Source organism: Pseudoduganella lutea (assembly GCF_004209755.1).
GTDB lineage: Bacteria > Pseudomonadota > Gammaproteobacteria > Burkholderiales > Burkholderiaceae_D > Rugamonas > Rugamonas lutea.
The window spans coordinates 805,978-832,099 of sequence record NZ_CP035913.1; the positions used below are offsets into that span (position 1 = coordinate 805,978).

Here is a 26,122-nt window from a genome sequence, read left to right on the forward strand (position 1 = left end):
CGTGAAGTGGAAGGTGATGGATGGTCAGGGTGCCGCGGGCCGATCGAGGCCATCGACGGCGCGGATGGCGGCGAGCGCGCAGGCATGGTCATTGGTGGCACCGCCCCCGCCGGCGACGCCGATCGCCCCCACGACCTGCCCCGCGGCCATTACCGGGACGCCGCCGCCGAGCAGCAGCAGTTCGGGCAGCGTGGCGAGGTTGCGCGCATCGGGGTTGGCCGCGGCGGCGCGGGCGAGGTCCAGCGTGGCGGTGCGCGTCGACAGGGCCGTGTAGGCCTTGCGCCGGCTCGCTTCGGTATTGTGCGGGCCGACCGTTTCGGCGCGCTGCAGCGCCAGCAGGTTGCCGCCGCGATCGAGCACCGTGGCGACGATCGCCCGGTCCTGGCGCCGGCAGGCATCGAGGGCGCCGGCCACCAGGCGGTTGGCGCTTTCCAGCGTGAGGTCGCCTTGCTGGCGCACCTGGGCGCCGGCTGGCAGCGCTGCCAGCATGGCAAGCAGCGCAAGGAGATGAGCGGTTGGTTTCGGCATCGGGTTTCGCGGTTGGTGATTCGAGACCGCCATTGTGGCGGGCGCGCCACCACGCCAGCATGATCGCCGGATGACAATCCTGTCATGTTCGCGCACCGCCAACCGGCATAGAATGGGTGCTTTGGGCGCCACAGCCATGACCATCCTCGTGATCGAAGACGAGCCGAAGACCGGCGACTACCTGCAGCGCGGCCTGGCCGAATCGGGCTTTGCCGTGCGCCTCGCGCGCAACGGGCGCGACGGGCTGGCCATCGCGCGCGAAGGGGACATCGAACTGGTGGTACTCGACGTGATGCTGCCGCGCATGGATGGCTGGCAGGTGCTCGAAGCGCTGCGCGCCGATCCGGAAACCGAGCACGTGCCCGTGTTGTTCCTGACGGCGCGCGACGAGGTGCACGACCGCGTGCGCGGCCTGGAACTGGGGGCCGACGATTACCTCGTCAAGCCCTTCGCGTTCGTGGAGCTGGTGGCGCGCATCCGCACGCTGCTGCGGCGCGGCCCGGTGCGCGAGGAAGAACTGATCCGCATCGCCGACCTGGAGATCGACGTGATCCGGCGCCGCGTGCGCCGCGCCGGCACGGCGATCGTGCTGACGGCCCAGGAATTTGCCCTGCTGCACCTGCTGGCGCGACGCCAGGGCCAGGTGCTGTCGCGCGCCCTGATCGCCTCGCAGGTGTGGGACATGAACTTCGACAGCGATACCAACGTGATCGACGCGGCCGTGCGCCGGCTGCGCCGCAAGATCGACGATCCGTTCCCGAACAAGCTGATCCACACGCGGCGCGGCATGGGGTATGTCTGTGAGACCGACCCATGCGAACCCGAACCGGCGCCCGGCCCATGATGGCGGGACTGCGCCATTCGCTGGCGGCGCGCGTCACCGCGCTGTTCATGCTGATCGTCGCGCTGGCCGCGGCGGGGCTCGGCACTTACCTGTACGTGTCCTTCGTGGCCGAGATCGAACGGCGCGACGATGTCGCGCTGCTGGGCAAGCTGCGGCAGATCCAGCTGCTGCTCGGCCGCCCCGGCGCGGCCGGCCTGCTGGACACGCAGCCCGGCCTGTTCCGCGACACGATGAGCGGTCAGGAAAATTCGCTGGTGCGCTTCCTCGCGCCCGATGGCACCGTGCTGGCCGACATCAACGCCGGCAGTGAGCGCTATCCGGTGCCGGCCGCCGCCGGCACGTCTCCGGATCGCGCGGCGATCGCCGACTGGACCGGCAGCCGCGGCGATCCCGGCCGGGTCGTGGCCGGCACCGCCCGCGTGGGCGACCGCACCGTGACGGTCGTCGTCGCCCGCCTGTATGCGGAACGCAGCGCCATGTTCGCGCGATACCGTGGCCGGATCGCCGGCGCGGCCGCCCTGAGCGCCCTCGCCGTTGCGCTGTGCGCCGCGCTGATCCTGCGGCGCGGGCTGCGGCCGTTGCGGGTCGTGGCCGCGCATGCGGCGCTGGTGCGGCCCGGCACGCTGGCGCGGCGGCTCGACGCGGCAGGCGCGCCCTCCGAACTGCTGCCGCTCGTCGATGCGCTGAACGCCATGCTGGCGCGGCTGCAGGAAGGGTATGCGCGCCTTTCCGGCTTTTCGACCGACCTGGCGCACGAATTCCGCACTCCCATCGCCAACCTGCTCGGGCAAAGCCAGGTGATGCTGGCGCAGCCTCGCACCGTCGCCGAATACGAAAACCTCGTCGCATCGAATATCGAAGAGCTGGAACGGCTGGCGCGGATGATCGAGAGCATGCTGTTCCTGGCCCGTGCGCAGCAGGACGAAGTGCTGCCGGAACGCCGGCCGCTGCAGGCGGCCGATGAACTGGCGAAAGTGGCCGGCTTCTTCGAAGGCATGGCCGAGGAGCGCGGGCTGCGCCTGGCCTGCACCGGCGCGGGCGTGGTGCACGCCGATCCGGCCCTGCTGCGGCGCGCGCTGGCCAACCTCGTCTCGAACGCGGTGCGCCATGCCGACGAAGGCTCCACCATCGTGCTGAGCGCGCACGCCGCCGATGATGCCGTGGAGCTGGGCGTCGAAAACACCGGGGCACCGATCGCACCCGAATACCTGCCGCACCTGTTCGAGCGCTTCTACCGGGCCGACTCGGCACGCGGCGATGCCGGCGGATCGGCGGGGCTCGGCCTGTCGATCACCGGCGCCATCATGGCGCTGCACGGCGGGTCGGCCGGCGTCGTGGCGGAGGGCACGAAGGTACGTTTTACGCTGTCCTTCCCGGCCGCCAGCCATCCTGCTCATCCGTAGTATCCCGGCAGCCGTTCCGTACACTTCCGCGCTGCGGGTGATTTCAGGTTAATATCCAACAATAACCTGCCGGCAGGGCACGCCGGTTCTCACGCCTGACCCGGCGCGCTGCCGGGCCGCTTATGGATGTGCGATGACGCTGGCTACCGATCACGATTTCGACGGCGATGGGCTGTCGGGCGAAGCAAGGGAACTCCTGTCGATACGGGAAGCCGTTCTCGACCACTGGGAAAGCCTGGTCCGGGCGCAGATCAAGGGCGCCGCCGAGCTGCTCGGCCCGGCACTGACCGATAATCTTCCCAATCTCTACGACAACCTGGCCGAAGCCATCAGCCCCGGCCGGTCACGGGAAACGGCGACCCAGAACACCACGGCAGCGATGTCCCATGGCAGCGAGCGCGCACGGCTGACGTGCTTTGGCCCCGACGAAGTCCTGCGCGAGTACCAGTTGTTCCGCGACGCCATCCGCGACGTGGCCCAGGTGCGCGGCATGACCTGGTCGCCCGATGTATGGGCCACGATCGCGCGCTCCATCGAGATCGCGGCCTGCGAGTCGCTGCGCGAATTCGCCGCCACGCACGAGGCGCTGCGCCGGCGCGTGGCCGCCGCGCTGTCGCACGATATGCGGGCCCCGCTGGCGGTCATCGCCACCGGCGCCCAGCTCGTTGCCCTGACCAGCGACATCGAACTGGCGCGGCGCTCCGCCGACAAGATCCGACGCCACGCCATGCGCCTCGAATCGATGATGGGCGAACTGCTCGATGCGCTGACCGTGCAGCGCGCGCAACTGCCGCCGCTGGCCCTGTCGTCGTTCGACATGCATGAACTGGCCAGCGAGGTTGCCCGCCAGTTCGGCGAACAGGGTGGCGGTCCCTTCACCATTGCCGGCGAAAGCGTGACGGGCCACTGGTGCGCACCGGCCATGCGTCGCGCGCTGGAAAACCTGCTCACGAACGCCGTGAAATATGGTACCGGCGGCGAGGTGCGGATCACGGTGGCCACGGAGCGGGGCCGGCTGTCGCTGGCGGTCCACAACATGGGGCCGGCGATTCCGGAGGAGCGGCGCGAGCGGATTTTCGGCTACCTGTTCCGCTATGGAGGGCCAAGCACCGTGGGCTGGGGCATCGGCCTGCCGTTCGTGCGCGACGTGGCCGAAGGCCATGGCGGCAGCGTATCGGTCGACAGTTCGGAAGAAGCCGGCACCACCTTCACGATCGACGTGCCCGTCGATTGCCGGCCATTCCTGCGGCATGCCGTCAATTGCGCCGCTCCCGCGCGGGAAACGCAGGAGCCGGCGGCGATCAGCCCTGTGAGCGCAGGCGGCCAGGTGACCCGCTAAGCCGCGGCGGCATAGCCGACCTGGCTCACTTCCCGGAAGAAGCGCAGCATTTCCGCGCTGGCCGACGGGCCCTTTTCATCGGTATAGCTGCCCCGCGCGCTGCCGCCGGACCAGGTGTGGCCGGCGCCATGGATCACCCATTGCTCGGCGAGTGCCCGGCCGTCGACGCTGCGATGGACCACGCGGGTAAAATCGCGCCCGCGCGTGGTGCCCGATTCCTTCAGCACCGTGATGCCCCGGGCGCCGTTCGGCCTCGTGGCCGGGCACAGTGCGCCCAGCGAATGTTCGATGACCGTGTGCCCATTGGCGACGTGCACGGTCTGGTCGTCATCGCCATGGAAGACGATGACCGGCACGGCGCCCTGCATGGGCGAGGCGGCCCGGTTGAAGATGCCATCGCGCATCGCCTGCAGCGCCGTCGAGGTATCGTCCGCACAGCCATGCGGCAGCCCGGAATGGCAGCCCACGGCGGAAAACACGTCCGGATAGGCGCAGCCCAGCACCACGGCCATTGCGCCACCCGCCGACATACCTGCAACGAAGACCTTGTTCGCCGGCACGCCATATTCGCCGGCGGCCTGACGCGCCGCCTCCGCGATCAGTGCCGCCTCGCCCTGGCCGCGCTGCCGGTGCGCCGCATCGAACCAGTTCCAGCAACCGCCGGGCATGCCGAAGTGGGTCTGCTCCGGATACATGACCAGGCAGCCCGCCTCCTCGGCATGCGCGTTCATGTCGGTCCCGGTGGCGAAATCGTCCGCGCTCTGGCTGTAGCCGTGCAGCATGACCACCAGTGCCGATTCCTTTTCGTTGAAGGATGCCGGAATGAAGAGCTTGTAGCCCAGCGAACCATGCGGCGTATCGAACGTGCGGTTGATGAACCGGGATACCGTGGCGTTGCGCCGGGATGCGGCATCGTCGCCGCCGTCACCGGCCGGGTTGGCGGCCTCGTAAAGACCGTTCAGGGGAAGGAATGCCGGCATGAAGGCCAGCCGAGTCCATTGCTCGCAGAAAGTTTGTATCATTGAAGACTCCGTTCATTGGTAGGGTCTCCTGCATGTTTTTTGGCTACTCTACCGCTTGCGAGGGGGCGCGGGATGGAAAATTGCCCGCAACCGCGTAGGACATTCACCCGTGCCCCCCTTCCCCGGAGGCCCGGATTACATGCGCCACCTCAGCGACAGGCCCACGACCCGGTCGTATCGCCGCACGTCGCGCGGGTTGCTCGCGATGCCGTGGTAGTCGTTGTACGTGCGGTCGGTGATGTTTTCCACGTCCAGCGTGATGCCCATGTTCTCGTTGAAGCGATAGGACAGCGAGGCATCGGCCGTCTTGATCGGCTCGACCACGAGGTTGAAGCCCAGCCCGCGGTAGTTGTAGGCATCGACGAACTGGCTGCGGTAGTTGTAGGCCAGGCGCGCCGACCACGGGCCGCGCTCGTACAGGCCGACGATGTTGTAGGCGTTCTTGGACATGCCCACGAACGGATTGCGCTTGCCGTCTTCGAGCAGGTAGCCTTCCATGTACGTGTAGTTGGCCTCCAGGCCGAAGCCGCCCAGCCAGCCCGGCAGGAAATCGTAGAACTGCCGGTAGCCGATCTCGACACCCTTCAGCTGGCCTTCGTTCACGTTGCGCGGGCGGTCCATGCGGTATTCACGGCCACCGATGGTTTCCATGCCGAGGCGGCGCACGATGTAGTTCTCGAAGTCGTGCCTGAATACCGTGGTGGTCAGGCTGCCCGTCGGCGCGAAGTACCACTCCAGCGCGAGGTCGTAGTTTTTGCCGATCACCGGCTTCAGGTCCGGGTTGCCGCCGTTGCCCTCGTAGATGCCCTGGCTGTTCGGCGCCGTGCCCAGCGATTCGCCGGGATTGAAGTCGCCGAAGTTGGGGCGCTGGATCGCCTTGCCGGCGTTGAAGCGGCCGATCAGGTCTTTCGTCAGCAGCGCCTTCATCGTCAGGTTCGGCAGGATGTCGTTATCGGACGTGTTGCGGTGCGCCGGCACCGGGTTGTTCTGCACGTTGGAGAAACCGTTCACGTCCAGCTCCGTCTTCACGTAGCGCACGCCCGCCGTGCCTTCCACCGGGATGCCGCCGACCGCGAAGCCGAACTTGGTCTTGGCATAGAACGCCGTGGTGTCTTCGGTGTTGCGGTACAGCGAATAGGGCCACGGTTCCGTCCTGCCGTCGCGCAGGTACATCTTGCGGATCTGGTCGATGTTCGCATGCATGTAGTCGTCGCACACGGTCAGCCACTGGTTCATGCCGTAGTTCTCCGACAGCGGCATCGACGGGCAGATCGCCCCGCCGGGCAGCGCGGCGACGGCCGGGAGGTTTGCATGCGCGCCCACGAAGTTGGCGCTCTCGTGCTGGTACGACGCCTTGCGCGATGCGACGCGCACGCCGCTGGAAAACTCGCGGAAGAAGCTGTCCTCGCCGTTGTCATACGTGGCATCGGCACGCCAGTCGGTGGACTGGCCGCGCGAGCCGGACCAGTTGTCGGTGAAGGCGCCGAGGCGGTAGCTGTCCGGGCTCATCATGTCGGTGCCCGGGTAGTCGAACCACGCGCCGCCGTTCACGTAGGTGCGCGCCGTGATGGTCTGCGGGTCCGCCAGCAGTTCCATGATCGGCATTTCCTGCTTCCAGCGGCTGATGGTGCGCGCCAGTTCGCCCGTCAGGCGCAGCTTCGGCGTGATGTCCCAGCGGGCGCCGATCGCGCCCTGGTGACCTTCCGAATCGTCGCGCGGCGCCTGGCTGCCGCTTGCGGCGAAGAAGTGGTAATTGCCATCGGGCTTCGTGGCCGTCACGCTGTCGATCTGGTTCGTCCCCGGGAACAGCGTGTAGGTGGGATTGGTGTACCGCCCCTGGCCCCACTCGACGTCGCCGCTGGGCGTCCACGGCTGGGCGTTCCAGCCCACGTGGCCCGTGAAGAACTGGCGCTGCGCATCGTGGTCGATGCGCGTCGACCAGCCTTCGGCGAACAGTTCCACCTCGCGCACCGGGCGCCATTGCACGGCCCAGTTGGCGGCATAGCGCATGCGCTCGCCCTGGTAGTTCACGTGGCCCAGGTCGAACGGGCCGGTCACGGTGCGGTTGCCGGCCACCGGGTGTTCGGGTGGCGAGTTCCACGTCACCTCGTCGTGGTAATTGCCCTTCTGGTACGACAGGCCGGCCAGCACGCCCACTTCGCCGAAGGCGCCCTTCCAGCGGTTCGACAGCATGCCGGAGACTTGTGGATCGTTGGTGTTGGACTTGTCGCGGTGCTCGATGCGGCCATTCAGATTGGCCGTGAAACCCTTGAAGTCGAACGGGCGCGACGTGCGCACGTCGATCACGCCGGCCGTGCCGCCTTCCACCATCTCGGCGCCCTGGGTCTTGTAGACGTCGATCCGCTGCAGCATCGTGGTGGGGATGTCGGCCAGGTACAGGTTGCGGCCGCTGGAGGTGAACACTTCGCGGCCATTGAGCAGCGTGGCCAGGCCCGGCAGGCCGCGCACGATCACGGAATTGGCTTCGCCGAACTCGCGGCGGATCTGCACGCCCGTCACGCGGCCGAGGATCTCGGCCACGTTCTTGTCGGGGAACTTGCCCGCCTCTTCCGCCACGATGGAATCGACCACTTCATCGGAATTACGCTTGATGGTTTGCGCACTCTGCGCCGCGCGGCGCACGCCGGTGACGATGACGGCGTTGACGGGCTGCGCTTTCAGCCCCTCCTCCTGCTCCTTTTCCGCGGCCACCTGCGCATCCTGCGCGCGTGCCACCGGCGCACCGGCCAGCAGCCCCGCACCGGCCAGCGCCGCCACGACGATCTTCAAGGCAAAGGGATTCCTGCGGACGTCGCTCGCGCGGCCCGGATACGGGTGGTTCATGGTGTCGTCTCCTGACGGTTTTATTTATCGTTATCGCCACGGCTGCGCGCGGCCTGCAAGGATGTTAGAACGTCACGACGATGCAAATCCAATCGCTTCTAATTGCAGAGCGATATCGGTATCGATATCTCATCATTGCTAGCAGGCGTTGTTTTACAACCAGCTCAACAACAGCGTGAATGATCCAAGCCGTTGATTTTGAAGATGTTGCCAAAATTCGGGGACAGGAAGGAGTGGTGGCCTGCAGGCCACCACCGCTACGCCGGCAAGGAGCGGTGCTCCTTGAAGCTGCGGCCCTGCATGGCCGCATCGTTCCGCAGGCCTGGAGCAGGCTCCAGGAAACCCCTGCGTCACCCCCGGCTACGCCCCCGGTTTTAGGAAACATATTGGTGGCGATGTTTTATGCATCGAGCGTGAGCAGGCGCACTTTTCGGCGCCGTGCGCGAATCGTGCGGCCGAGGCGACGGAGGACAATCCGCGGGTCACCGTATCCACCGAGGAGAATCCAGATGAGCACCGAGTTCGATCGCGCCGACAACCTCCACCGCCCGCCGCTGGGCGCGGCCGTCACGTCGACCACCAGGCCACTGATCGTGACGCCGACCTTCGTCAGCCGCGTCGACGACACGCCGCGCGGCGAGCGGCCGCAGGATCCGGGCGCGTCGAAGAGCCGGCATGGCCATGAGGTCCACTTCCCGAACTGGCGGCCGCACGCGCTGGCGCTGGAGTCCGATCCGAACCTGGCGTTCGAGCATTGGGACGAGTACTGGCGCAAGGTGCACGGTCCGAAGTTCGCCTGGGACGAGCCGGGCAGCTCGTCGGCGCGGGTGTTGCGCTACGACCAGGTGCACCGCATCGCATCCGGGCCTTCGTCGGCATTCCCGCCACCCTATCGCGCAATGGTCGACGACAACGGCCGGCTGCCAACGGACCCCGAGCGCCGCGTTCCGCCACTGCGCCGGCCACGGTGGGACGGCTTTGCGTACATTGCGTATGCCGACGAAGCCGATATCGAGAACACGCTGAAACAGGAAAAGTTCGCCGAGCGCGTCGTCGCCGACGAACAGGTGGCGTTTCGCATGGTCACCCGCGAGATCACGCGCGAATACATCCTGATCGCCAGCGCGCGGCACCGCGATCCGGTCAGCCTGGTCAAGATCCACATGCGTGCGCCCGGCCTGTCGCGGGAGGAATTCCAGCGGCGCATGCTGGACGAACACGCACCGCTCGTAATGGCGCAACCGGCAACGCGCGAATTCGTGCGCCGCTACGCGCAGCTCCACAATATCGGCTCGACCCAGGCAGATCCTGAAGGCAGCAGGATCGACGCGGTGTCCGTACTGTCGTTCGCCTCGCTCAACGACGTGGAGGATTACCTCGTCAGCGCGGACCACGCGGCGATCGAGGCATCCGAAAGCCCGTTGCTGGGCGAAGGGTCCGAATGGTGGACCGGCATCAATTACAGCGTGATCAACCGCCTGGTGCCGGAACTCGCGACCGCGTGGCGATAGTGATCAGCGAAGCTATCTCGACCATACAATAACCGTTGTTTTACAACCAGCTCAACAATAGCGCGAGTCACGCAAGCCGTTGATTTTGCAGGTGTTGCCAAAATTCGGGGGCGGAGTCGGGGTGACGCAGGGGTTTCCTGGAGCCTGCTCCAGGCCTGCGGAACGATGCGGCCATGCAGGGCCGCAGCTTCAAGGAGCACCGCTCCTTGCCGACGTAGCGGTGGTGGCCTGCAAGCCACCACTCCTTCCAGTCCCCAATTTTTAGAAAACAGTTTGCCGGTTGGCATGTGTAGCGACGCCGGCAACGCTAATGCGGCTCGCTGCGGCCCTCGTCCGGGCCCTCGGTGAGGGTGTAGACCTCGCCCGCCGTCACGCCCGACTCGCCCCGGCGGGCCCGCAGGTCGCGGTAGACGGCGGCGCGCATGATCGTCATCGCCACCACGGGTGCCGTCAGCAGGATGAACACCGTGATGATGATCTCGTGGATCACGAGCCGCGATTGCGCCACCGTGAAGTACAGCATCGACGCGAGCAGCAGGCAGCCGGCGCCCAGCGTGACGGTGATGGCGGGGCCGTGGATGCGCTGGTAGAACGTGCGCAGGCGCAGCAGGCCGAGCGAACCGATGAGGATGATGGTGGCGCCCAGCACCAGCAGCAGCGCCACCGGCAGCGCGGCCCAGCCGGGCAGGTGTTCGATGCCGCTCATTCGATGATCTCCCCGCGCATCAGGAACTTCGCCATCGCCACCGTCGACACGAAGCCCACCAGCGCGACGAGGATCGCCACCTCGAAATACACCTGGGTGCCGAAGCGGATGCCCAGCACGATCGCCAGCAGCATGCCGCACATCCACAGCGTGTCGAGCGCCAGCACACGGTCGTGCGCCGTGGGGCCGATCAGCAGGCGGGCGGCGCACAGGGCCATCGCCACCAGCACGCAGATGAGCGCATAGGCGATCGCCAGTTCAAGCAGGGTTTCCATCGTTGGGCTCCGTTTCAAAGATGTCCATCAGCGGCTGCTCGTAGCGGGTCTTGATCGTTTTCACCCACCACGCCTCGTCGTTCAGGTCGAACACGTGCAGCGCCAGTTCGTGCCGCGCCGGCAGGAGTTCCACCCACACGGTACCCGGCGTCATGTTGATCAGGCAGGACAGCATCGCCAGCCCGTAGGGGTCGCGCATCGTCAGCGGCACGCGGATGAACCGCGAATTCACGCTGGCGTAATCCTTGAACAGGATGACGCGGCACACGCCGAAGCACGAGCGGACGATCTCCACCGCCGCCATGCCCATCAGCCGCGCGAACACCAGCGGCTTCCTCAACCGCGGGTAGCCCAGCGGCTGCAGCCGGCGCGTCAGCAGCGGCACGGCGATGCCGAGGGCCGCACCGAACAGCACGTTGGCCGGGTCGATGGCCTGGTTGAGCAGCAGCCACAGGGCGCACAGCGCCAGCGACACGACCGGGAACGGCAGCCAGCGCGTCATGGCGCCTCCGCGGCCGGGCCGGCGACGGGCGGGGTGCCGCGCACATGTTCGATGTACAGCGCCGGCCGGTGGATGTCTGCGCTGGCGCGCGCCAGGTAGTCGAACACGGGCTGCGCCTGCACCGTCAGCAACACCGACGCCAGCAGCAGCGCCGCCACCGGCACCACTTCGGCCGCGTGCAGCGTCGGCGGCCCCACCGTTTCCGTGGCCCAGAACGTGCGCACGCCGAAGCGCAGCAGCGAAATGATCGCGGCCAGGCCGGAAAGGAAGATCAGCGCCATCAGCACCCAGCCGGTGACGCCGATCCCCGCCGCGCCGGGCCCCGGGTTGACCAGCGCATGGAACATGCCGAACTTGGCGACGAAGCCGGACAGCGGCGGCAGCCCGGCGATCGTCAGCGCGCAGGCCGCGAACGCCAGCGACAGGAAGGCCATCGCCGCGGGCACGCCCCTGCCCTTCGGTTCGGCCGGCGTGTCCTCGACCGCGAAGGCCTCGGCCGTCAGCGCCAGCATCGCCGCGCCCGGCGTGCGGATGCGGTCGACCAGCTCGATCAGCAGCACGAATGCCGCGATGGCGAGAGTGGAGGCGATGAAGTAATACAGCGCGGCGGTCACGAGCGATGGCTGGCCATAGCCGACCACGGCCAGCAGCGTGCCGGACGATACGATCGCCCCGTATCCCGCCAGGCGCCCTGCCGTGTCGGTGGCCAGCATGCCGGCCGCGCCGTACACGATCGTCGCCATGCCGCCCCACAGCAGCGCGTCGTAGCCGTAGTACGACGCCGCGCCGGCGCCGGCGCCGAACACGAGGAGCCACAGGCGCAGGATCACGTAGGCGCCCACCTTCGTCATCAGCACCAGCATCACGGCCACCGGCGGCGATGCCGCCGCATAGGTGGTCGGCAGCCAGAAGCCCAGCGGCCACATGGCCGCCTTGACGAGGAAGGCCAGCGCCAGCACCGCCACGCCGGCCTGCAGCAGGCCAATGTCTTCCGGGGCCAGCGCGGCCACGCGCCCGGCCATGTCGGCCATGTTCAGCGTGCCGGTCGTGGCGTACAGCAGCGCCGTGCCGACCAGGAAGAACAGCGCCGCGACCAGGTTGACGGCGATGTATTGCAGGCTGGCGCGCAGCCGTTCCACGTTATACCCGTGCAGCACGAGCCCGTACGAGGCGGCCAGCATCACTTCGAAGAACACGAACAGGTTGAACAGGTCGTGCGTGAGGAAGGCGCCGTTGACGCCCATCAGCAGGAACTGGAACAGCGAGTGATAGTGCACGCCGATACGGCTCCAGCGCGGCTGCGCGTAATGCAGCGCGGCCAGCGCCAGCACGGCCGTCAGCACGAGCATGCAGGCGGACAGCCGGTCCGCCACGAGGGCGATGCCGAACGGCGCCGCCCAGTTGGCGGCCAGGTAGACGCCGATGCCGGCGGGCCAGCTGCCATCGGCCAGGACCGCCAGCGCCAGCGCATTGGCCAGCAGCGCCAGCGCCGAGCCATAGGCCACGGCGAACTTCAGCCGGTGCCAGCCCTGCGTGAGCGGCGCCAATGCTGCGCCGCACAGCAGCGGCAGCACGATCGGCACCACCACGAGGTGCTGGGTCCACGCAAGACTCATTCGCCGGGCTCCTCGCCGTCCACGTGGTCGGTGCCGGCCAGGCCGCGCGCGCCGATCATCACCACCAGGTACAGCGCCGTGGTGGCGAAGCCGATCACGATCGCCGTCAGCACGAGCGCCTGCGGCACGGGATCGGCCAGCGCCGCGGGATCCGGCACCGTGCCCGCCGGCGTGAGCGGCGGCCGGTCCACGGCCAGGCGCCCCATCGCGAAGATGAACAGGTTGACGGCATACGACATCAGCATCAGCCCGATCAGCACCTGGAAGGTACGCGGCCGCAGCACGAGCCAGATGCCCGCGCCGAAGACGATGCCGATCCCGAGGGCGAGTACGGTTTCCATTACTGGATCTCCTTGGGTGGTGGGATGGCGGCGGGCGCGGCGGCAAGATCGGCATTGCGCACCGCGCCTGGCTGCGGGCGGCGGCTGCGCAGCGACTGGTGGGCCAGCGCCACGAGGATCAGCATCGTCGTGCCCACCACCACGAGGAACACGCCCAGGTCGAACACGAAGGCCGACGGCACGTGCAGCTCACCCAGCAGGGGCAGCGTGACGTGCGCCGTGTGGCTGGTGAGGAACGGATAGCCGAACAGCCATGCGCCGATGCCGGTGCCGCAGGCGCACACGAGGCCCCAGCCGATCCAGCGGTGCGGCCGCAGGCGCAGGCGCGTTTCCACCCAGTCGGCGCCGGCCACCATGTATTGCACGATCAGCGTGGTGGCGAAGATCAGGCCGGCCACGAAACCGCCGCCCGGCAGGTTATGGCCGCGCATGAAGAAGTACACGGCGATCACGCCCATCACGGGCAGCAGGAAGCGCAGGTACACGGCCTGGATCATCAGATAGCCGTCGCGTGCCTGCTGTCCGGGCTTCTGGGCGATGGCCGGGTCCACGTCGCTGGCCTGCTGCATGGGGATGGCGATGCTTTCCGGCGCGGGGCGGAAGCGGCGCAGCAGCGCGTAGACCGTGAGGGCCACCGCCGACAGCACGGTGATCTCGCCCATCGTGTCGAAGCCGCGGAAGTCGACCAGCAGCACGTTGACGACGTTGGCGCCGCCACCTTCGGTCAGCGCGCGCTGCACGAAGAAATCGCGGATACCGGGCACGCCGGGCCGCGTGAGCACCGCATAGCTGGCCGCCGCCAGCGCCAGGCCGCCGGCGACTGCAATGGCCGCGTCGCGCGCGCGACGCAATTGCGTCCTTGCAGGCGCCGGCCCCGCGAGGTGCGGCGGCTGGCGGCGCGGCGGCAGCCAGCGCAGGCCGAGCAGGATCAGCACCGTCGTCACGGTTTCCACCATCAGCTGCGTCAGCGCCAGGTCGGGCGCCGACAGCCACAGGAAGGTCACGCATGTCACCAGCCCGGTGCCGCCGACCAGTGCCAGCGCCGCCAGCCGGTGGTATTTGGCCTGCCATGCCGCGGCCAGCGCGCAGCCGGCGCCGATCAGCCAGAGCACCGCCAGCAGCGGGTCGGCGCCGCGCGGGGCCGGCAACGGCAACGCGCCCATCGGCCAGACCAGCAGCAGAGGCACGGCTACGAAGGCCGCCATCAATATCCGCAGCTGGGGCTGCAGGCGCCGCGTGCCGGCCAGTTGCACCAGCCGCGCGGCGCCCTGCGAGAGCCCGAACATCACGTTCTCGTACAGCTGCGCGCCCTTGACGTGGTGCAGCACGGGCACGCGCCCCCGCTCGGCCAGGCGGAAGCGCTTGCGCAGCAGCAGGTAGACGGCCACGCCGCCGCCCAGCGCCACAAAGCTCATCAGCAGCGGCAGGTTCACGCCATGCCAGATGGCGAGATCGTACTCGGGCACCGTGGGCCCCAGCACCGACCGCGCCGCCACCGCGAGAATGTCGCCCACCACCCGTTCCGGCATCACGCCCACGGCAATACACAGCAGCACGAGCAGTTCGATCGGCGCGCGCATCCACCGCGCCGGCTCGTGCGGCTCGGACGGCAGCCCGGGCGACGGCGGCCCGGAGAATACGCTGATGAAGCGCAGCGAGTACACCACGCTGAACAGGCCCATCATGACGGCGGCCACCGACATCCACCAGTTGTCGCTGCCGCCCACGATCATCGTCTCGGCAAAGAACATCTCCTTGGACAGGAAGCCGTTCATCAGCGGCACCCCGGCCATGGCGGCGCTGGCCACGACCGCCAGCGCCGCGGTATGCGGCATGGCTTGCCGCAGGCCACGCAGCTCCCGCATGTCGCGCGTGCCCGTTTCATGGTCGACGATGCCCACGGCCATGAACAGCGATGCCTTGAACACGGCATGGTTCATCGTGTGGAAGATGGCGGCGACCACCGACAGCGGCGTGCCGATGCTGAGCAGCACCGTGATCAGGCCGAGATGGCTGATCGTCGAATAGGCCAGCAAGCCCTTCATGTCCCACTGGAAGATGGCGAACCAGGAACCCAGCAGCAGCGTGCAGACGCCCGCGGTGCCGAGAATCCACGTCCATTCCGCCGTGCCCGCCAGCGCGGGCCACAGCCGGATCAGCAGGAAGATGCCGGCCTTGACCATCGTGGCCGAGTGCAGGTAGCTCGACACCGGCGTGGGCGCGGCCATCGCGTGCGGCAGCCAGAAGTGGAAGGGAAATTGCGCGCTTTTCGTCAGGGCGCCCAGCGCCACGAGCACGAGGGCCGGCACATACCAGCCGTGCGCGCGGATCGTGTTGCCTGCGGCAAGCACCTTCTCGAGCTCGTAGCTGCCGGCGATATGGCCGAGCAGCAGCACGCCGGCCAGCAGGCACAGGCCGCCGATGGTGGTGACCGTGAACGCCATGCGCGCGCCGCGCCGCGCATCGTTGCGCTCCTGCCAGTAGCCGATCAGCAGGAACGAGGTAAAGCTCGTCAGCTCCCAGAACACCACGAGCTGGATCAGGTTGCCGGACAGGACCACGCCCAGCATCGCGCCCATGAACGCCATCACGCACGCATAGAAGCGGTGGGCCGGGTCGCGCCGCGACAGGTAGTAGCGCGCATACAGCAGCACCAGCATGCCGATGCCCAGCACCAGCACCGTAAACACCCACGCCAGGCCGTCCATGCGCAGGATGATCTCGAGCCCGAACGCGGGCAGCCACGAAAACCGCATCGTCGGCACCGCGCCGTCGGCAATGGCGCCGAACTGGCTGGCGGCCAGCACCAGTCCTATGAGGCTGGCGATGCCCGCCACGGCGGCGGGCCGGTCGCGCGAGCCGCCGGGCATGCACGCGGTCATGAGTGCCGCGGCAAACGGCAGCAGGAGCAGCAACAGGAGCATCGTCAGCTTCCCGCAGGACGACGCGCGCCCCGTCGCGCCAGCGCATCAGCCATCGTCACCGCCCTCGGGCGCGCGCACCAGCAGCGTATCGCACGGCAGTTGCTGCATCAGGTCTTCGCTCTTGCTGCCCATGAACACGCGGGCCACGGCGGACTGGCGGTACACGGCCAGCACGACGAGCCCGATCGCTTCCTCCACGACATGGCGCGTGATGGCTTCGGTGACGAGGCCATGGCCCGCCACGGCGCGGATGCGCTGGCGCTCGCCCGCCGCCAGCTTGCAGCTTTCCAGGAAATGTTCGCTTTTCTCCTGCACACCCGGCAGGCTGGCGACGGTGGCGTCGACGGGCCCGCCCGCGCCCTCTTCCACCACGTGGAACAGCGTCACCGCCCGATCGGGGAACAAGCGCAGGGCCGTGGCGAGCGCGCGGCGCGACGCATCGGAAAAATCGTTCGCCACGAGGATGCGCGCATAGCTGCCGCGGGTGCGCTGCCTCACCACGAGCAGCGGATGCGCCAGTTCCTGCGCCAGCCGCGCGGCGGTGGACCCCAGGATCAGTTGCTGGACGGGCGCGTGCGTGGACGCGCCGATGACGACGAGTGCATCGGTGAACGTGGCGGCGGCATCGAGGATGCCGTCCGTGACGTCGCCTTCCAGCACCTGCAGGGCCGGCGTGACGTCCGTGCCGGCGAATTCCTCCGCCAGTTCGGCGCGCGCGGCCGGCGCGAACGCATGGCCGGTGCTGCCGCCATCGAGCCAGGCCGAGACTTCTTCCGGCGTGCTGGGGCCCTGCTGGACCACGAGCACGGTGAGTTCGGCCCGCCATTCGATGGCCAGCTGCTTGGCGCGATCCAGCGGGCGGTCGCAACGCGCGGTCAGGTCCGTGGCGAGCAGCAGGCGCTGCGGCTGTGGGTTGTCAGTCAGGTCGTTCACGTCGGTCCCCGTCGCTCAACAGGTGGCAAGTGCCGATACTGTAACGGTTCCCGCTGATTGATGACCACGCGTTAGGCGGCGCTGCGGCATGCCCGCGCGTCCGCATGCGGACATCCACCGTCCAGTTCCGGCCAACTTGCCCCGTGCGACAAGCACTTTCCCCCTGCAAACACGCTGGCACGTGCCTTGCTGAGTATCAGCCGACCCGCCGGAACATGAACCGCCCGGCGGTCAGCGAAGCCCCGGCCCGCGCCGGTACCGGCGCGGGCGGACAACCTCCAGCCATGACAGGACCCACCATGTACAAACTATTCAGCGCACTGTTCCTCACCCTCGCCAGTGCCGCCTTCCTCGCCCCCGCCACTGCGGCCGACCAATGCCGGGTAGCCGGCGCGCCCTATGCCGGCGTCTACCGCCTCGCCGATGGCGGCGATCTGCATCTCCACCAGTGGCGGGACCGTTATTACGCCAGCTTCGGCCACGGCAAGCCGGTCGCGGTGGACGAAGTGACGCGCGGTCACTTCACGTCGCGCCGAGGCGAAGTGGTCGTGGATTTCTGCGCGGCCGGTCAACGCCCCGGCGACGACGTGCTGGTCACCCGGCACGCCGGGACGTCCATGCCGCACGTGGTCCAACAGGGTGGACGGGCTGCGGGTCGCCAGCCGTCGCCAGCGATCGCTGACGTCCGCTGACGGTCGCCGGGGCGGCAACGGCACCTCCATGGCCGGTGCCGTGACAATCCACGCATTTTCCTGGTTTGCATTTTGCTATGCTCTGTAGCCAGACCGGGGCGCGCCGCCCCCAACCACCAAGGAACCGTTATGTCGATGATTGGTCATTTTCTCGCCGTGCCCCAGGTCGAACTCGATGCGCTGCGCGCCGATCCGGAGCAGGTGCAGGAGGCGCTGTTCACCACGCATGAAGACGATGACGTGAACGTTGAAAAGGCCTGGCACGGCATCCACTTCCTGCTGACCGGCAAAGTGGTGCCCGGCGACGGACCGCTGGACCACGTGGTGTTCGGCCTCGCGCCCCTCGGCGAGGAAGACCTCGGCTATGGCCCGGCGATGGCCAGCGACGCGGCCGACGTGACCGACATCGCCGCTGCGCTGGAAGCCGTGACGGACGACGAACTGCGCGCCCGCTTCGATCCCGACGCGATGGACGAGATCTATCCGAACATCTGGGACGAAGGCGACGGAGCGCTCGATTACCTGATGGAGCACCTGCAGGAAGTGCGGGCGTTCTACCGCAATGCCGCCGCGCAGGGGCACGCCGTGATCACCTGGCTGGGCTAGGATGCGCATGAACACAATGCATCAGCCGCAGGCCGACCGCGGCCTCTGTGGGCAGCAGGCGGTACCGCCTTTGGCGCATTGGTACACCTGGCGATGCATTTTGGCCGGAGCACGGCAGTGAAGACCTACCACGGCAGCTGCCATTGCACGGCGGTGCGCTTCGAAGCGGACATCGACCTGGGCCAGGGCACGCTGCGCTGCAACTGCTCGATCTGCACGAAAGTGCGGTTCTGGCCGGCCATCGTGCAACCGGCGGCCTTCAGGCTGCTCGCGGGTGACGATGCGCTCACGACCTACCGGTTCAACACGAAGCGGGACCGGCACCTGTTCTGCCGGCACTGCGGCGTGCGCCCGTTCGTCATCGGCCGCTCGCCGCGCTGGGGCGACTTCTACGCCGTCAACGTGACGTGCCTGGACGACGCTACACCGGAAGAGCTGGCCAGTGCCCCGATCACGTACCTCGACGGCAGGAACGACAACTGGGAAACGCCGCCGCTGGACATCCACCATCTGTAAGGTCCATATCGGCAGCATGAAGAATCCCTCGCTCGTCATCCGGCTGGTGTACGCGGTATGCCTCGCGGGCGCGGCATGGAATCACGCCCGCATCCTGTTCGATCATGGTCTCTGGTGGAACTATGGTGGTGTCCACCCGTTCTACGCCACGTTCTGGACGTCGCTGACATTCTTCGATTCGCTGGCGGTGCTCCTGCTGCTGGCACGGCCACGGGCAGGCCTCGTGTTGACGGTACTGATCATCGTCACCGACGTGCTGGTCAATGCCACCGCCGGGCTGGCCTACCGCTTCGACATGCCGTCGTTCGCCGCGCAAGCCGGCTTCATGGTCTTCGTTCTGGCAACGGTGCGGCGCGCATGGAACACCTGCGAGCCGGCAGCGCATCGGGCACCTGGACAGCCGCGTTTTTAAGGTGGACCACCCGGCCTGCGTGGTCTAAGCTGTCCGCTCACCATCCCAACGGAGGAACACCATGGTTGCAAAGAACACCATCTGTCTCTGGTTCAACGGTACGGCGCTGGACGCCGCGCAGTTTTACGCGGCCACCTTCCCGGACAGCGCCGTGGGCGCCATCCACCGGGCACCGGCCGACTACCCCGCGGGCAAGGAAGGCGACGTGCTGACCGTCGAATTCACCGTGGCCGGCATCCCCTGCCTGGGCCTGAACGGCGGCCCGGGCATCACGCACAGCATCGCGTTTTCGTTCCAGATCGCGACCGACGACCAGGAAGAAACCGACCGCCTGTGGAATGCCGTCGTCGGCAACGGTGGCCAGGAAAGCGAGTGCGGCTGGTGCCAGGACAAATGGGGCCTGTCGTGGCAGATCACGCCACGCGCGCTGACCGCGGCTTTCACGGATCCTGACCGGGCAGCGGCGCAGCGCGCCTTCCAGGCGATGATGGGGATGAAGAAGATCGACATCGCCACGATCGAGGCGGCGCGGCGCGGCTGACGCCCGCCGGCCCGGCAGCGCGTCACACGCTCCTTGCCGATTTCTTCAGCCATGCAAACGCCGCATCGATCAGCGCCAGCTGCCTGTCCGCCGCCTGGATCGCTTCGGGGCTGGCGTGCCGGCGGATGTAGCTGGCCAGGCCCTGCGCCACCGCGTCGGCCTGCAGCTTGAGGATATCGGCATCGACGACCGTCTTCACGAATTCGAAGCAGCATGGTCCATCCATGAACTCGGCATCGTCGAAGTGGCATTGATGGGCCGCCTCGATCAGCAGCTGGTCCATGTTCTCGGGGCCGAGGCCCATGCCGACGTCTACCCCGGCCAGCACGCCAAGCGCCGCGATCGCCCTGCACATCTGGTGCTCCGCTTCGCCCGCGTCGCGCAGTTTGCGCTTGAAGTTCAAGCGGGTCTTGGGAATGCGCTTCAACCTGAACATCGGCTTGGGCCTGATCCTGAATCCGTGCACGGATCCGGGCCTGGCCTTGCGTGGGGTGGCAGGAAAGTCCTTGGTTGGCAGGTCGTTGATGCTGTCCACGGTTCATCCTTTCATGGTAATTTCAAAGATGCATGACTTCCTTTGAGCAGCTCTGCCGTGAAAAGTTCCGTGCTGCACAGCCGGGCCTGGCCGGCCTCACTCCACCGCCACATCCCACAGCTTCGCCAGTCGCGACGACCCCTGCGGCCCGTCGACCGTCAGCACGACCAGGTACTTGCCGGCCTCCTTGTAGCGGTGCACCGGATGCTGTTCGCCCGACGTGGCGCCGTCGCCGAAATCCCAGCGCCACCGGGTGACTGGCCCCACGCTCTCGTCCCGGAAGGTGACGCTGCGGCGCGCCATGTCCGTGACCATGAACGACCAGCGCGCCTCGAACGGTTTACGGTGTTTCGCGTCGAGCGGCATCAGCGTGAACACCGTACCCAGGCTCGAGTTGCCATACATCTTGCGATGCGCCGACAGGTTCCAGAACGCCTTCTGCCTGCTCTCATCGGCGCCGTCATAGTCGATCACGGCCCAGGTCAGCCCGATCCGCTTACCTTCGGTTAGTTGCGTTTCCACGGCGCGCGCCTGTTCGGCGCCCGCGTAATCGAACGGCGTGATCCAGAATTCGGCCGTCAGCCTGCCCGGCTGGCCCGGCTTGAAGTCGTACGCATACGCGATGTTCGAATACGGCAGCTTCTTCAGCCAGGCCTGCGGCCCCCACAGCAGCGCCCAGTCCTTGCCGTCCGCCGGGGTGAAGATGTGGTAGTTCTGCGCATGCACGCCGTGATAGGCGAAATAGCGCTGCGCCCACGGCAGCGCCGGGTTCGGGTGCAGCGTGTCCACCAGCGGCCCGCCGGACAGATCGCCATCGACCACGATCTCGAACGTGTCGTTGTGCAGGCCGGGATCGGCGAAATCCCAGTGGTCGTCCCACGCCTCGTACAGGAAATACAGCCGGTTCAGGCCCGCCACCCAGGCCACGCGCACCTTGACGTCGAGGCTTTTCGGATCGACCTTGCGGCCCTTGCCGGAATCGTCGCGCAACTGGTCGGTGCCGACGACGTAGGCGTCCGGAAAATCGCGCCAGTCGTCGGCCTTGCCATCGATGACGGGGATCCTGTTGGAGGGGAACTGGTGGACCTTGTAGCCGCGGTCGTCCTGGGCGAAGGCGGCGGCGCAGGCCATGGCGGCAAGCACGCCGAGGGCGGTTTTCGTGGTAGGCAGCGTCATCGTGTGGTGGGAAAAGGGTTCGGCGAGGCTGCTGGCACTGTACCAGTTCGCCGAGGGAGAAATGCGTAACGGCCGATCAAACATTTGAGAATCGTCCGGATCACAGGATGCCCCCGCATCATTACAATGGTCTTCCCATTCCTGCTTCCACCGTCAATGATCACTTCGCTCAATCACATCACGCTGGCCGTCGCCGATCTCGACACGTCGTTTGCGTTCTATGTGGAGACGCTGGGCTTCCGGCCTCGCGCGAAATGGGCCCGGGGCGCCTATCTCTCCGTCGAGGGCCTGTGGTTGTGCCTCACGCTCGACCGGCACTGCCGCCAGGGGCCGCTGCCCGAATACACGCACATCGCCTTCACCGTCGAAGCCGCGCAGTTCGCCGCCCATGCCGCCGCACTGGCGGCGCGCGGCGTCACGCCATGGCAGCGCAACAGCAGCGAGGGCGATTCGCTGTATTTCCTCGACCCGGACGGGCACAAGCTGGAAATCCACGTCGGCAGCCTGGAATCGCGGCTGGCGTCGCTGCGGCGCGAGCCTTATGAGGGGTTGACGCTGTTCGAATGATGATGCCGGCGACTCATCGGCAACGGTTTTCGTACGCGACGTGCCCTCTCCACTGCCGGGCCACGCGCGGTCGATTCCTGTTCCGGTAGCCCTGCGGGCCACAAGCCTTCCGGATAGCCCGTTCGCTGGTTCCCGCACGCCATGTCATATGCCTGTCATGTGCGCGGTCTACGCTCGATCATGCCTTGCGGCGTGACGCGTTCCTGGCGCGCCAGCGAACCGCATTCGCGCTGGGGCATGTCGCTCCAGGAAGGGGACGATCATGGGATGGTATCTGGTGATGCTGGCGGTCCTGCTGGTGGGCGGGGTCCTGATGGTGCGCGATGGCCTTTACCTGATGCGCCAGCTGACGCTGGCGGATGAACTGGTCCACCTGGGGATGCAAGCGGAAGACGCATGTCGCCTGGCAGGCTGCAGCTTCTGGGACCAGCCGTGGTACCGGCGCATGGCAGGTTCCTACCCATCGGATCGATTGCCCGACGAATTCCGCATCTTGCGGCGGTAGCGGTCGCGAACCACGACCATCCGCCATCCCCCCAAAAAAGGCCAGCCGCGCTGACGCTCCGCCTCACGTCACCGCGCCTCCAGCGCGAACGCCGCCGCCTGGAAATCCCCCTCCATCGCCACGCTCAGCCCATGGCCCATCCAGTAGGCGCCGCTGGCCCGTTCCGGCGTCCGCGGCGCGGCCTTGCCGGCGATCGCCCGCAGCGCATACACCTTCTTCGCATCGAGCCCGCGCAGCTGGATGCGCGGCTGGCGCTCGCGCAGGCCGCTCGAATGCAGGAAGGCGAAGAGCACCGCCTGGCTGCCATCCTGCGCCACCGACAGCGTGGCCGAGCGGCGCGAGCCGCCCTGCGGCGACACGAGGCGGTACAGGTTCCCGTTCAAGACCGTCGCCCGGATGGTTTTATAGTCCGCAACGAGCCGCTTCGCCGTGGCGAAATCGTCGTCCTTCCAGTGATTCAGGTTGGCGCCGATGCCCAGCCCGCCCTGCATGGCGGACAGGAAGCGGTATTCCAGCGACGTGACGCGCTTGTTGACGAAGTTCGGCGCATCGGTCACCCAGGCCATCATGATCGCCGGCGTGTAGGCGCGCGTGAAGCCGTCCTGGATCAGCAGGCGGTCGAACGGGTCGGTGTTATCGGACGTCCACACCTGCTCGGTCAGCGCCATGATGCCGAGATCGACGCGGCCGCCGCCGCTGGCGCACGATTCGATTTCCACCTTCGGATGGCGCCGGCGCAGTTCGGCCAGCAGCTTGTAGAGATTGTTCACGTAGGCCACGTACAGGCGCTGCTGCCCGGGCGCCGCCACGTCCGGCCAGCCCGGTTCCGACCAGGCGCGATTGTGGTCCCACTTGAGGAAGCCGATCCTGTGGTCGGTGAGCAGTCGGTCGAGCATCTTCAGCAGGTAGTCGTAGACATCCTTGCGCGCCAGGTTCAGCACCAGCTGGGTGCGCGCTTCCGAGCGCGGCCTGCCCGGGAAGTGGATCACCCAGTCCGGGTGGGCGCGATAAAGGTCGCTGTCCGGGTTGACCATTTCCGGTTCCACCCATAGCCCGAACTCCATACCCAGGTCGTTGACGCGCCTGATGAGCGGGGCCAGGCCGTTCGGGAACTTCTTGCGGTTGACGACCCAGTCGCCCAGGCCGGCCTTGTCGCTGCTGCGCGCGCCGAACCAGCCATCGTCCATCACGAAGCGCTCGACACCGATGCTGGCGGCCTTTTCCGCCAGCGCGATCTGGCCCGGCTCGTCGACGGCGAACAGCGTGGCTTCCCACGAGTTGTAGAGCACGGGCCGCACGCGCGGTGCCGGCGCGCCGGGCAGGATCTTTTCGCGCTGGTAGCGGTGGAACAGGCGCGAGGCGCCACCGAAGCCCTCCTCCGAATAGCCGGCATGGAACACTGGCGACGCCAGGCTTTCGCCCGCATTCAGGCGGTAGGCGAAATCAAAGGGGTTGTAGCCCGCCGTGGTGCGCAGGCCGCCCAGCGAATCCATGTCGACGTGGATGCGCCACGAGCCGCTCCAGCCCAGCGCGCCGAACCACACGGGGCCGGCCTCCTCTTCCGTCGCGCCGCGGCTGATCGCCAGCCACGGGTTGGCCTGGTGCGACGTCACGCCCTTGCGGCTTTCGATCACGATGGAGCCCGGCACGATGGGGCGCGTCTGCAGCGCGAACTCGCCCGCCCAGCGCCCGGTGAGATAGGACATGCGGTAATCGTCGCTGTATGGCAGGGTGAGGCTCGCGGCGGCCAGCTGGTCCACCTGGAGCCAGCTGGCGGTGCGGTTTTCCACGACCGCCGAGCGGGCCAGGATGCCGGTCGCCGCGTCCATCGCATAAGTCAGCGTGACGTGCACCGCGCGGCTCACGTCCTTCAGGCGGATGACGATCTTTTCGTCGTCGGCCTGGTGGCTGACGTGGCGCAGCACGAGATCGCGCACGCCGTCGGGGAACGTCACCTTCAGCGCGGGCTCCACAGTCAGCCCGCCGCCAAAGCCGGGAAATTCGAACGGCGTGAGGTTGACCGGCATCTCGTTCGACGAATTTTCAGGCACCTGCACCGGGGCCGGCAACCTGTCGCCAGGCGCCAGCGCGCTGCCCCAGTACAGCGACTGCAACTGCCCTTCCCCATTGACACCGAACGCATACGTGACGCCACCGCCATCGAGCCGGAAGACTTTATTGGCGTCATCCACCACCGGCCTCGCCCTGGCGGCGCCACCGAGGGCGATACCGGCGAGGCCGCCGAGAAGTTGCATGCAAAGGGTGCGGCGGCGCTGGTCGAAGTCGGTCATCGGTGATTTGCCTCGTTATCGTTGAGAGAACTGTTGTAAATACCTTGGGGACTGTCCCTAATGCCGTTCAGTTATGCGCCGTGAACTTTTGAGTTAGCGTTTGGGTGCTTGGTGTCGGACATTTTTCCGGGCGTCTCATCCGGAAAAGTGTCGGACACCGGTTTTTTGCTCAGGAAATCGGCGACATCATGCGAAAACCGGTGTCAGACACCGATACGCTGGCGCCGCGGGCTTCATCGAGTTACCTTCGCTGAACGGCATTAGGAACTTCCCCGGTGTTGTTTTGATACCAGCTCAGCCTCTGGAGCGTGCCATTGGCCGGGCCTTCTGCTCCCGCGCGCGGATGCCCTGCAGCAGCGTGCTGCGCGAGGAATTCAGGTGGATGCGCATGGCTTCGCGGGCGCCGGAAAAGTCGCGTCGGGCCAGCGCCGTCATCACGTCCAGGTGTTCGTGCACCGCGTACTGGTTGCGGGTCTGTTCCTCGTCCTTGTCCCACTGGTAGTGGTAATGGAACACCAGCGACACCACGTCATACAGGCTTTTCGCGAAGCGGTTGTGCAGCAGCCCGATGAGGAAGGTGTGGAAGTCGCGGTCGAGGGCGGGGAAATCCTTGTGCCGGGCCGGCATCACGGAACCCAGCTGCTCGTGGCGCGCGATCAGCTCGTTCAGTTGCGCGAAGGCCGGGTCGTCCGGCGGCAGCTGGGCGAACTGGTCGAGCGCGGCGAATTCGAACATCTGCCGCACGTCGGCCAGCTCCATCGCGAACGAGCGGTCAAATGCGCACAGCCGCCAGCCGCCGCGCGGCTTCTTTTCGATGAGGCCGGAACGGGAAAACTCGATAAGGAACTCACGCACGCTGATCGTGCCCGTGCCCGAGGCACGCGCCAGTTCCGCTTCCGAGAATTCCGCGCCGGGCGGCATGTCGCGCTGGTAGATGCGCTCCATCAGCACCTCACGGATGCGGTCCGACCCCGGTTGCAGTTCCGCGATATCGAAGTAATCGTTGCGCCGCGGCTTGCGCAGCAGGCGGCGCTCCTTCATGTCCCCGATCAGGCCCTGCGCATGCAGGTGCGCGAGCACGCTGCGCACCGCGGTGCGGCTGCCCTCGACCAGTTCGGCCATGTGCTGCTCGGTCGGCAGCGGTTCGCCGACCGCCACATGGTGGTCAAGGTGGTCCAGCAGCAGGTTCGTGCTGCGCTTGAAGACGAGGGGTGGTCGGGCCATGGCGTCTCTTATATGGTATTGAATAAATTATATCCCGGCTTTATTGCAGCGACAGCAAAACCGGGGACGGACCCCTGTTTAGCGGAAAGTTTTCCGTTCACGCGGAGCTGCGACAAGACACTTCTCCGGATTTCCTTGAAACAGGGGTACGTCCCCAGTTTTTCCTAGAAACAGGGGTACGTCCCCAGTTTTGCGGTGATGAAATGGTCACGTTATTGAGCAAGTGAACCAGCGGCGCGCAGACGAATAAAAGATCGCTACACTGAAGT

General features: G+C 67.1%; 25 protein-coding genes. 11 read left to right on the forward strand and 14 right to left on the reverse strand.

From position 1 onward, the window contains the following. Positions 1 to 24: 24 nt before the first annotated feature. Positions 25 to 528, reverse strand: coding sequence for a GlcG/HbpS family heme-binding protein (locus EWM63_RS03325; protein ID WP_130185271.1), 504 nt, complete (start codon positions 526 to 528; stop codon positions 25 to 27). 136 nt (positions 529 to 664) lie between these two features. Here EWM63_RS03325 and EWM63_RS03330 point away from each other — a divergent pair, with 136 nt between their 5' ends. The 3 genes from EWM63_RS03330 to EWM63_RS03340 all read left to right on the forward strand — a co-directional run bounded on the left by EWM63_RS03330 (position 665) and on the right by EWM63_RS03340 (position 4,114). Then, the gene (locus EWM63_RS03330; RefSeq protein ID WP_130185272.1) at positions 665 to 1,372 is read left to right on the forward strand and encodes a heavy metal response regulator transcription factor; all 708 of its coding nucleotides are present in this window, start codon (positions 665 to 667) and stop codon (positions 1,370 to 1,372) included. Further along, a complete protein-coding gene (locus EWM63_RS03335; RefSeq protein ID WP_229487705.1) occupies positions 1,342 to 2,775 on the forward strand; it encodes a heavy metal sensor histidine kinase in 1,434 nt (477 codons plus the stop codon). The genes EWM63_RS03330 and EWM63_RS03335 overlap by 31 nt, the downstream gene beginning before the upstream one ends. Before the next feature lie 133 nt (positions 2,776 to 2,908). Beyond that, positions 2,909 to 4,114, forward strand: coding sequence for a sensor histidine kinase (locus tag EWM63_RS03340; protein ID WP_130185273.1), 1,206 nt, complete (start codon positions 2,909 to 2,911; stop codon positions 4,112 to 4,114). Here the strand turns inward: EWM63_RS03340 and EWM63_RS03345 are convergent. Next, a complete protein-coding gene (locus tag EWM63_RS03345) occupies positions 4,111 to 5,136 on the reverse strand; it encodes an extracellular catalytic domain type 1 short-chain-length polyhydroxyalkanoate depolymerase (protein WP_130185274.1) in 1,026 nt (341 codons plus the stop codon). The two genes, EWM63_RS03340 and EWM63_RS03345, sit on opposite strands and share 4 nt — an antisense overlap. 135 nt (positions 5,137 to 5,271) lie before the next feature. Then, entirely contained in the window at positions 5,272 to 7,980 is a 2,709-nt protein-coding gene (locus EWM63_RS03350; protein ID WP_130185275.1) for a TonB-dependent receptor, read from the reverse strand. A 509-nt stretch (positions 7,981 to 8,489) separates the two neighbouring features. Here EWM63_RS03350 and EWM63_RS03355 point away from each other — a divergent pair. Beyond that, positions 8,490 to 9,491 carry an EthD domain-containing protein gene (locus EWM63_RS03355; protein ID WP_165390744.1) on the forward strand — a complete coding sequence of 334 codons (1,002 nt, stop codon included), beginning with the start codon at positions 8,490 to 8,492 and terminating at the stop codon, positions 9,489 to 9,491. Between the two features lie 307 nt (positions 9,492 to 9,798). Here EWM63_RS03355 and mnhG read toward each other — a convergent pair whose 3' ends face one another. The 7 genes from mnhG to EWM63_RS03390 are packed head-to-tail and all read right to left on the reverse strand — an operon-like array spanning position 9,799 to position 16,788. After that, positions 9,799 to 10,197: a monovalent cation/H(+) antiporter subunit G gene (gene mnhG, locus EWM63_RS03360; RefSeq protein ID WP_130185277.1), complete on the reverse strand. Its 399-nt coding sequence runs from the start codon at positions 10,195 to 10,197 to the stop codon at positions 9,799 to 9,801. Further along, complete coding sequence (locus EWM63_RS03365; protein WP_130185278.1) at positions 10,194 to 10,472, reverse strand: K+/H+ antiporter subunit F; 279 nt, start codon at positions 10,470 to 10,472, stop codon at positions 10,194 to 10,196. The genes mnhG and EWM63_RS03365 overlap by 4 nt, the downstream gene beginning before the upstream one ends. Beyond that, a complete protein-coding gene (locus EWM63_RS03370; RefSeq protein WP_130185279.1) occupies positions 10,456 to 10,974 on the reverse strand; it encodes a Na+/H+ antiporter subunit E in 519 nt (172 codons plus the stop codon). The genes EWM63_RS03365 and EWM63_RS03370 overlap by 17 nt, the downstream gene beginning before the upstream one ends. Beyond that, entirely contained in the window at positions 10,971 to 12,590 is a 1,620-nt protein-coding gene (locus EWM63_RS03375) for a monovalent cation/H+ antiporter subunit D (RefSeq protein ID WP_130185280.1), read from the reverse strand. Before EWM63_RS03375 ends, EWM63_RS03370 begins: the two co-directional genes overlap by 4 nt. Then, positions 12,587 to 12,931 (reverse strand): Na+/H+ antiporter subunit C, encoded by a 345-nt coding sequence (locus tag EWM63_RS03380; protein ID WP_130185281.1) that lies wholly within the window; start codon positions 12,929 to 12,931, stop codon positions 12,587 to 12,589. Before EWM63_RS03380 ends, EWM63_RS03375 begins: the two co-directional genes overlap by 4 nt. Next, positions 12,931 to 15,855, reverse strand: coding sequence for a monovalent cation/H+ antiporter subunit A (locus tag EWM63_RS03385; RefSeq protein ID WP_130185282.1), 2,925 nt, complete (start codon positions 15,853 to 15,855; stop codon positions 12,931 to 12,933). Before EWM63_RS03385 ends, EWM63_RS03380 begins: the two co-directional genes overlap by 1 nt. A gap of 45 nt (positions 15,856 to 15,900) precedes the next feature. Continuing rightward, on the reverse strand, positions 15,901 to 16,788 hold the full coding sequence (locus EWM63_RS03390; protein ID WP_130185283.1) for a universal stress protein: 888 nt from the start codon (positions 16,786 to 16,788) through the stop codon (positions 15,901 to 15,903). Between the two features lie 299 nt (positions 16,789 to 17,087). Between EWM63_RS03390 and EWM63_RS03395 the strand changes: the two genes are divergently transcribed. The 5 genes from EWM63_RS03395 to EWM63_RS03415 all read left to right on the forward strand — a co-directional run bounded on the left by EWM63_RS03395 (position 17,088) and on the right by EWM63_RS03415 (position 19,555). After that, on the forward strand, positions 17,088 to 17,480 hold the full coding sequence (locus EWM63_RS03395; RefSeq protein WP_130185284.1) for a hypothetical protein: 393 nt from the start codon (positions 17,088 to 17,090) through the stop codon (positions 17,478 to 17,480). A gap of 129 nt (positions 17,481 to 17,609) precedes the next feature. Continuing rightward, a complete protein-coding gene (locus EWM63_RS03400; RefSeq protein WP_130185285.1) occupies positions 17,610 to 18,086 on the forward strand; it encodes a YfbM family protein in 477 nt (158 codons plus the stop codon). A gap of 117 nt (positions 18,087 to 18,203) precedes the next feature. Then, positions 18,204 to 18,602 carry a GFA family protein gene (locus tag EWM63_RS03405; protein ID WP_229487706.1) on the forward strand — a complete coding sequence of 133 codons (399 nt, stop codon included), beginning with the start codon at positions 18,204 to 18,206 and terminating at the stop codon, positions 18,600 to 18,602. A gap of 16 nt (positions 18,603 to 18,618) precedes the next feature. Further along, positions 18,619 to 19,014 carry a hypothetical protein gene (locus tag EWM63_RS03410; protein WP_207221235.1) on the forward strand — a complete coding sequence of 132 codons (396 nt, stop codon included), beginning with the start codon at positions 18,619 to 18,621 and terminating at the stop codon, positions 19,012 to 19,014. 61 nt (positions 19,015 to 19,075) lie between these two features. Continuing rightward, positions 19,076 to 19,555 carry a VOC family protein gene (locus tag EWM63_RS03415; protein ID WP_130185287.1) on the forward strand — a complete coding sequence of 160 codons (480 nt, stop codon included), beginning with the start codon at positions 19,076 to 19,078 and terminating at the stop codon, positions 19,553 to 19,555. A 22-nt stretch (positions 19,556 to 19,577) separates the two neighbouring features. Here EWM63_RS03415 and EWM63_RS03420 read toward each other — a convergent pair whose 3' ends face one another. Then, complete coding sequence (locus tag EWM63_RS03420) at positions 19,578 to 19,991, reverse strand: hypothetical protein (protein WP_130185288.1); 414 nt, start codon at positions 19,989 to 19,991, stop codon at positions 19,578 to 19,580. 195 nt (positions 19,992 to 20,186) lie between these two features. Continuing rightward, complete coding sequence (locus EWM63_RS03425) at positions 20,187 to 21,266, reverse strand: PKD domain-containing protein (protein WP_130185289.1); 1,080 nt, start codon at positions 21,264 to 21,266, stop codon at positions 20,187 to 20,189. 156 nt (positions 21,267 to 21,422) lie between these two features. Between EWM63_RS03425 and fos the strand changes: the two genes are divergently transcribed. Both fos and EWM63_RS03435 read left to right on the forward strand, forming a co-directional pair. Beyond that, positions 21,423 to 21,833: a fosfomycin resistance glutathione transferase gene (gene fos, locus EWM63_RS03430; RefSeq protein WP_130185290.1), complete on the forward strand. Its 411-nt coding sequence runs from the start codon at positions 21,423 to 21,425 to the stop codon at positions 21,831 to 21,833. A gap of 262 nt (positions 21,834 to 22,095) precedes the next feature. Beyond that, the gene (locus EWM63_RS03435) at positions 22,096 to 22,338 is read left to right on the forward strand and encodes a hypothetical protein (RefSeq protein ID WP_130185291.1); all 243 of its coding nucleotides are present in this window, start codon (positions 22,096 to 22,098) and stop codon (positions 22,336 to 22,338) included. A 68-nt stretch (positions 22,339 to 22,406) separates the two neighbouring features. Here EWM63_RS03435 and EWM63_RS03440 read toward each other — a convergent pair whose 3' ends face one another. Together EWM63_RS03440 and EWM63_RS03445 are read right to left on the reverse strand one after the other, a co-directional pair. Beyond that, entirely contained in the window at positions 22,407 to 24,629 is a 2,223-nt protein-coding gene (locus tag EWM63_RS03440; protein WP_130185292.1) for an alpha-galactosidase, read from the reverse strand. A 294-nt stretch (positions 24,630 to 24,923) separates the two neighbouring features. Continuing rightward, entirely contained in the window at positions 24,924 to 25,853 is a 930-nt protein-coding gene (locus EWM63_RS03445; RefSeq protein WP_130185293.1) for a GntR family transcriptional regulator, read from the reverse strand. Positions 25,854 to 26,122: the final 269 nt, after the last annotated feature.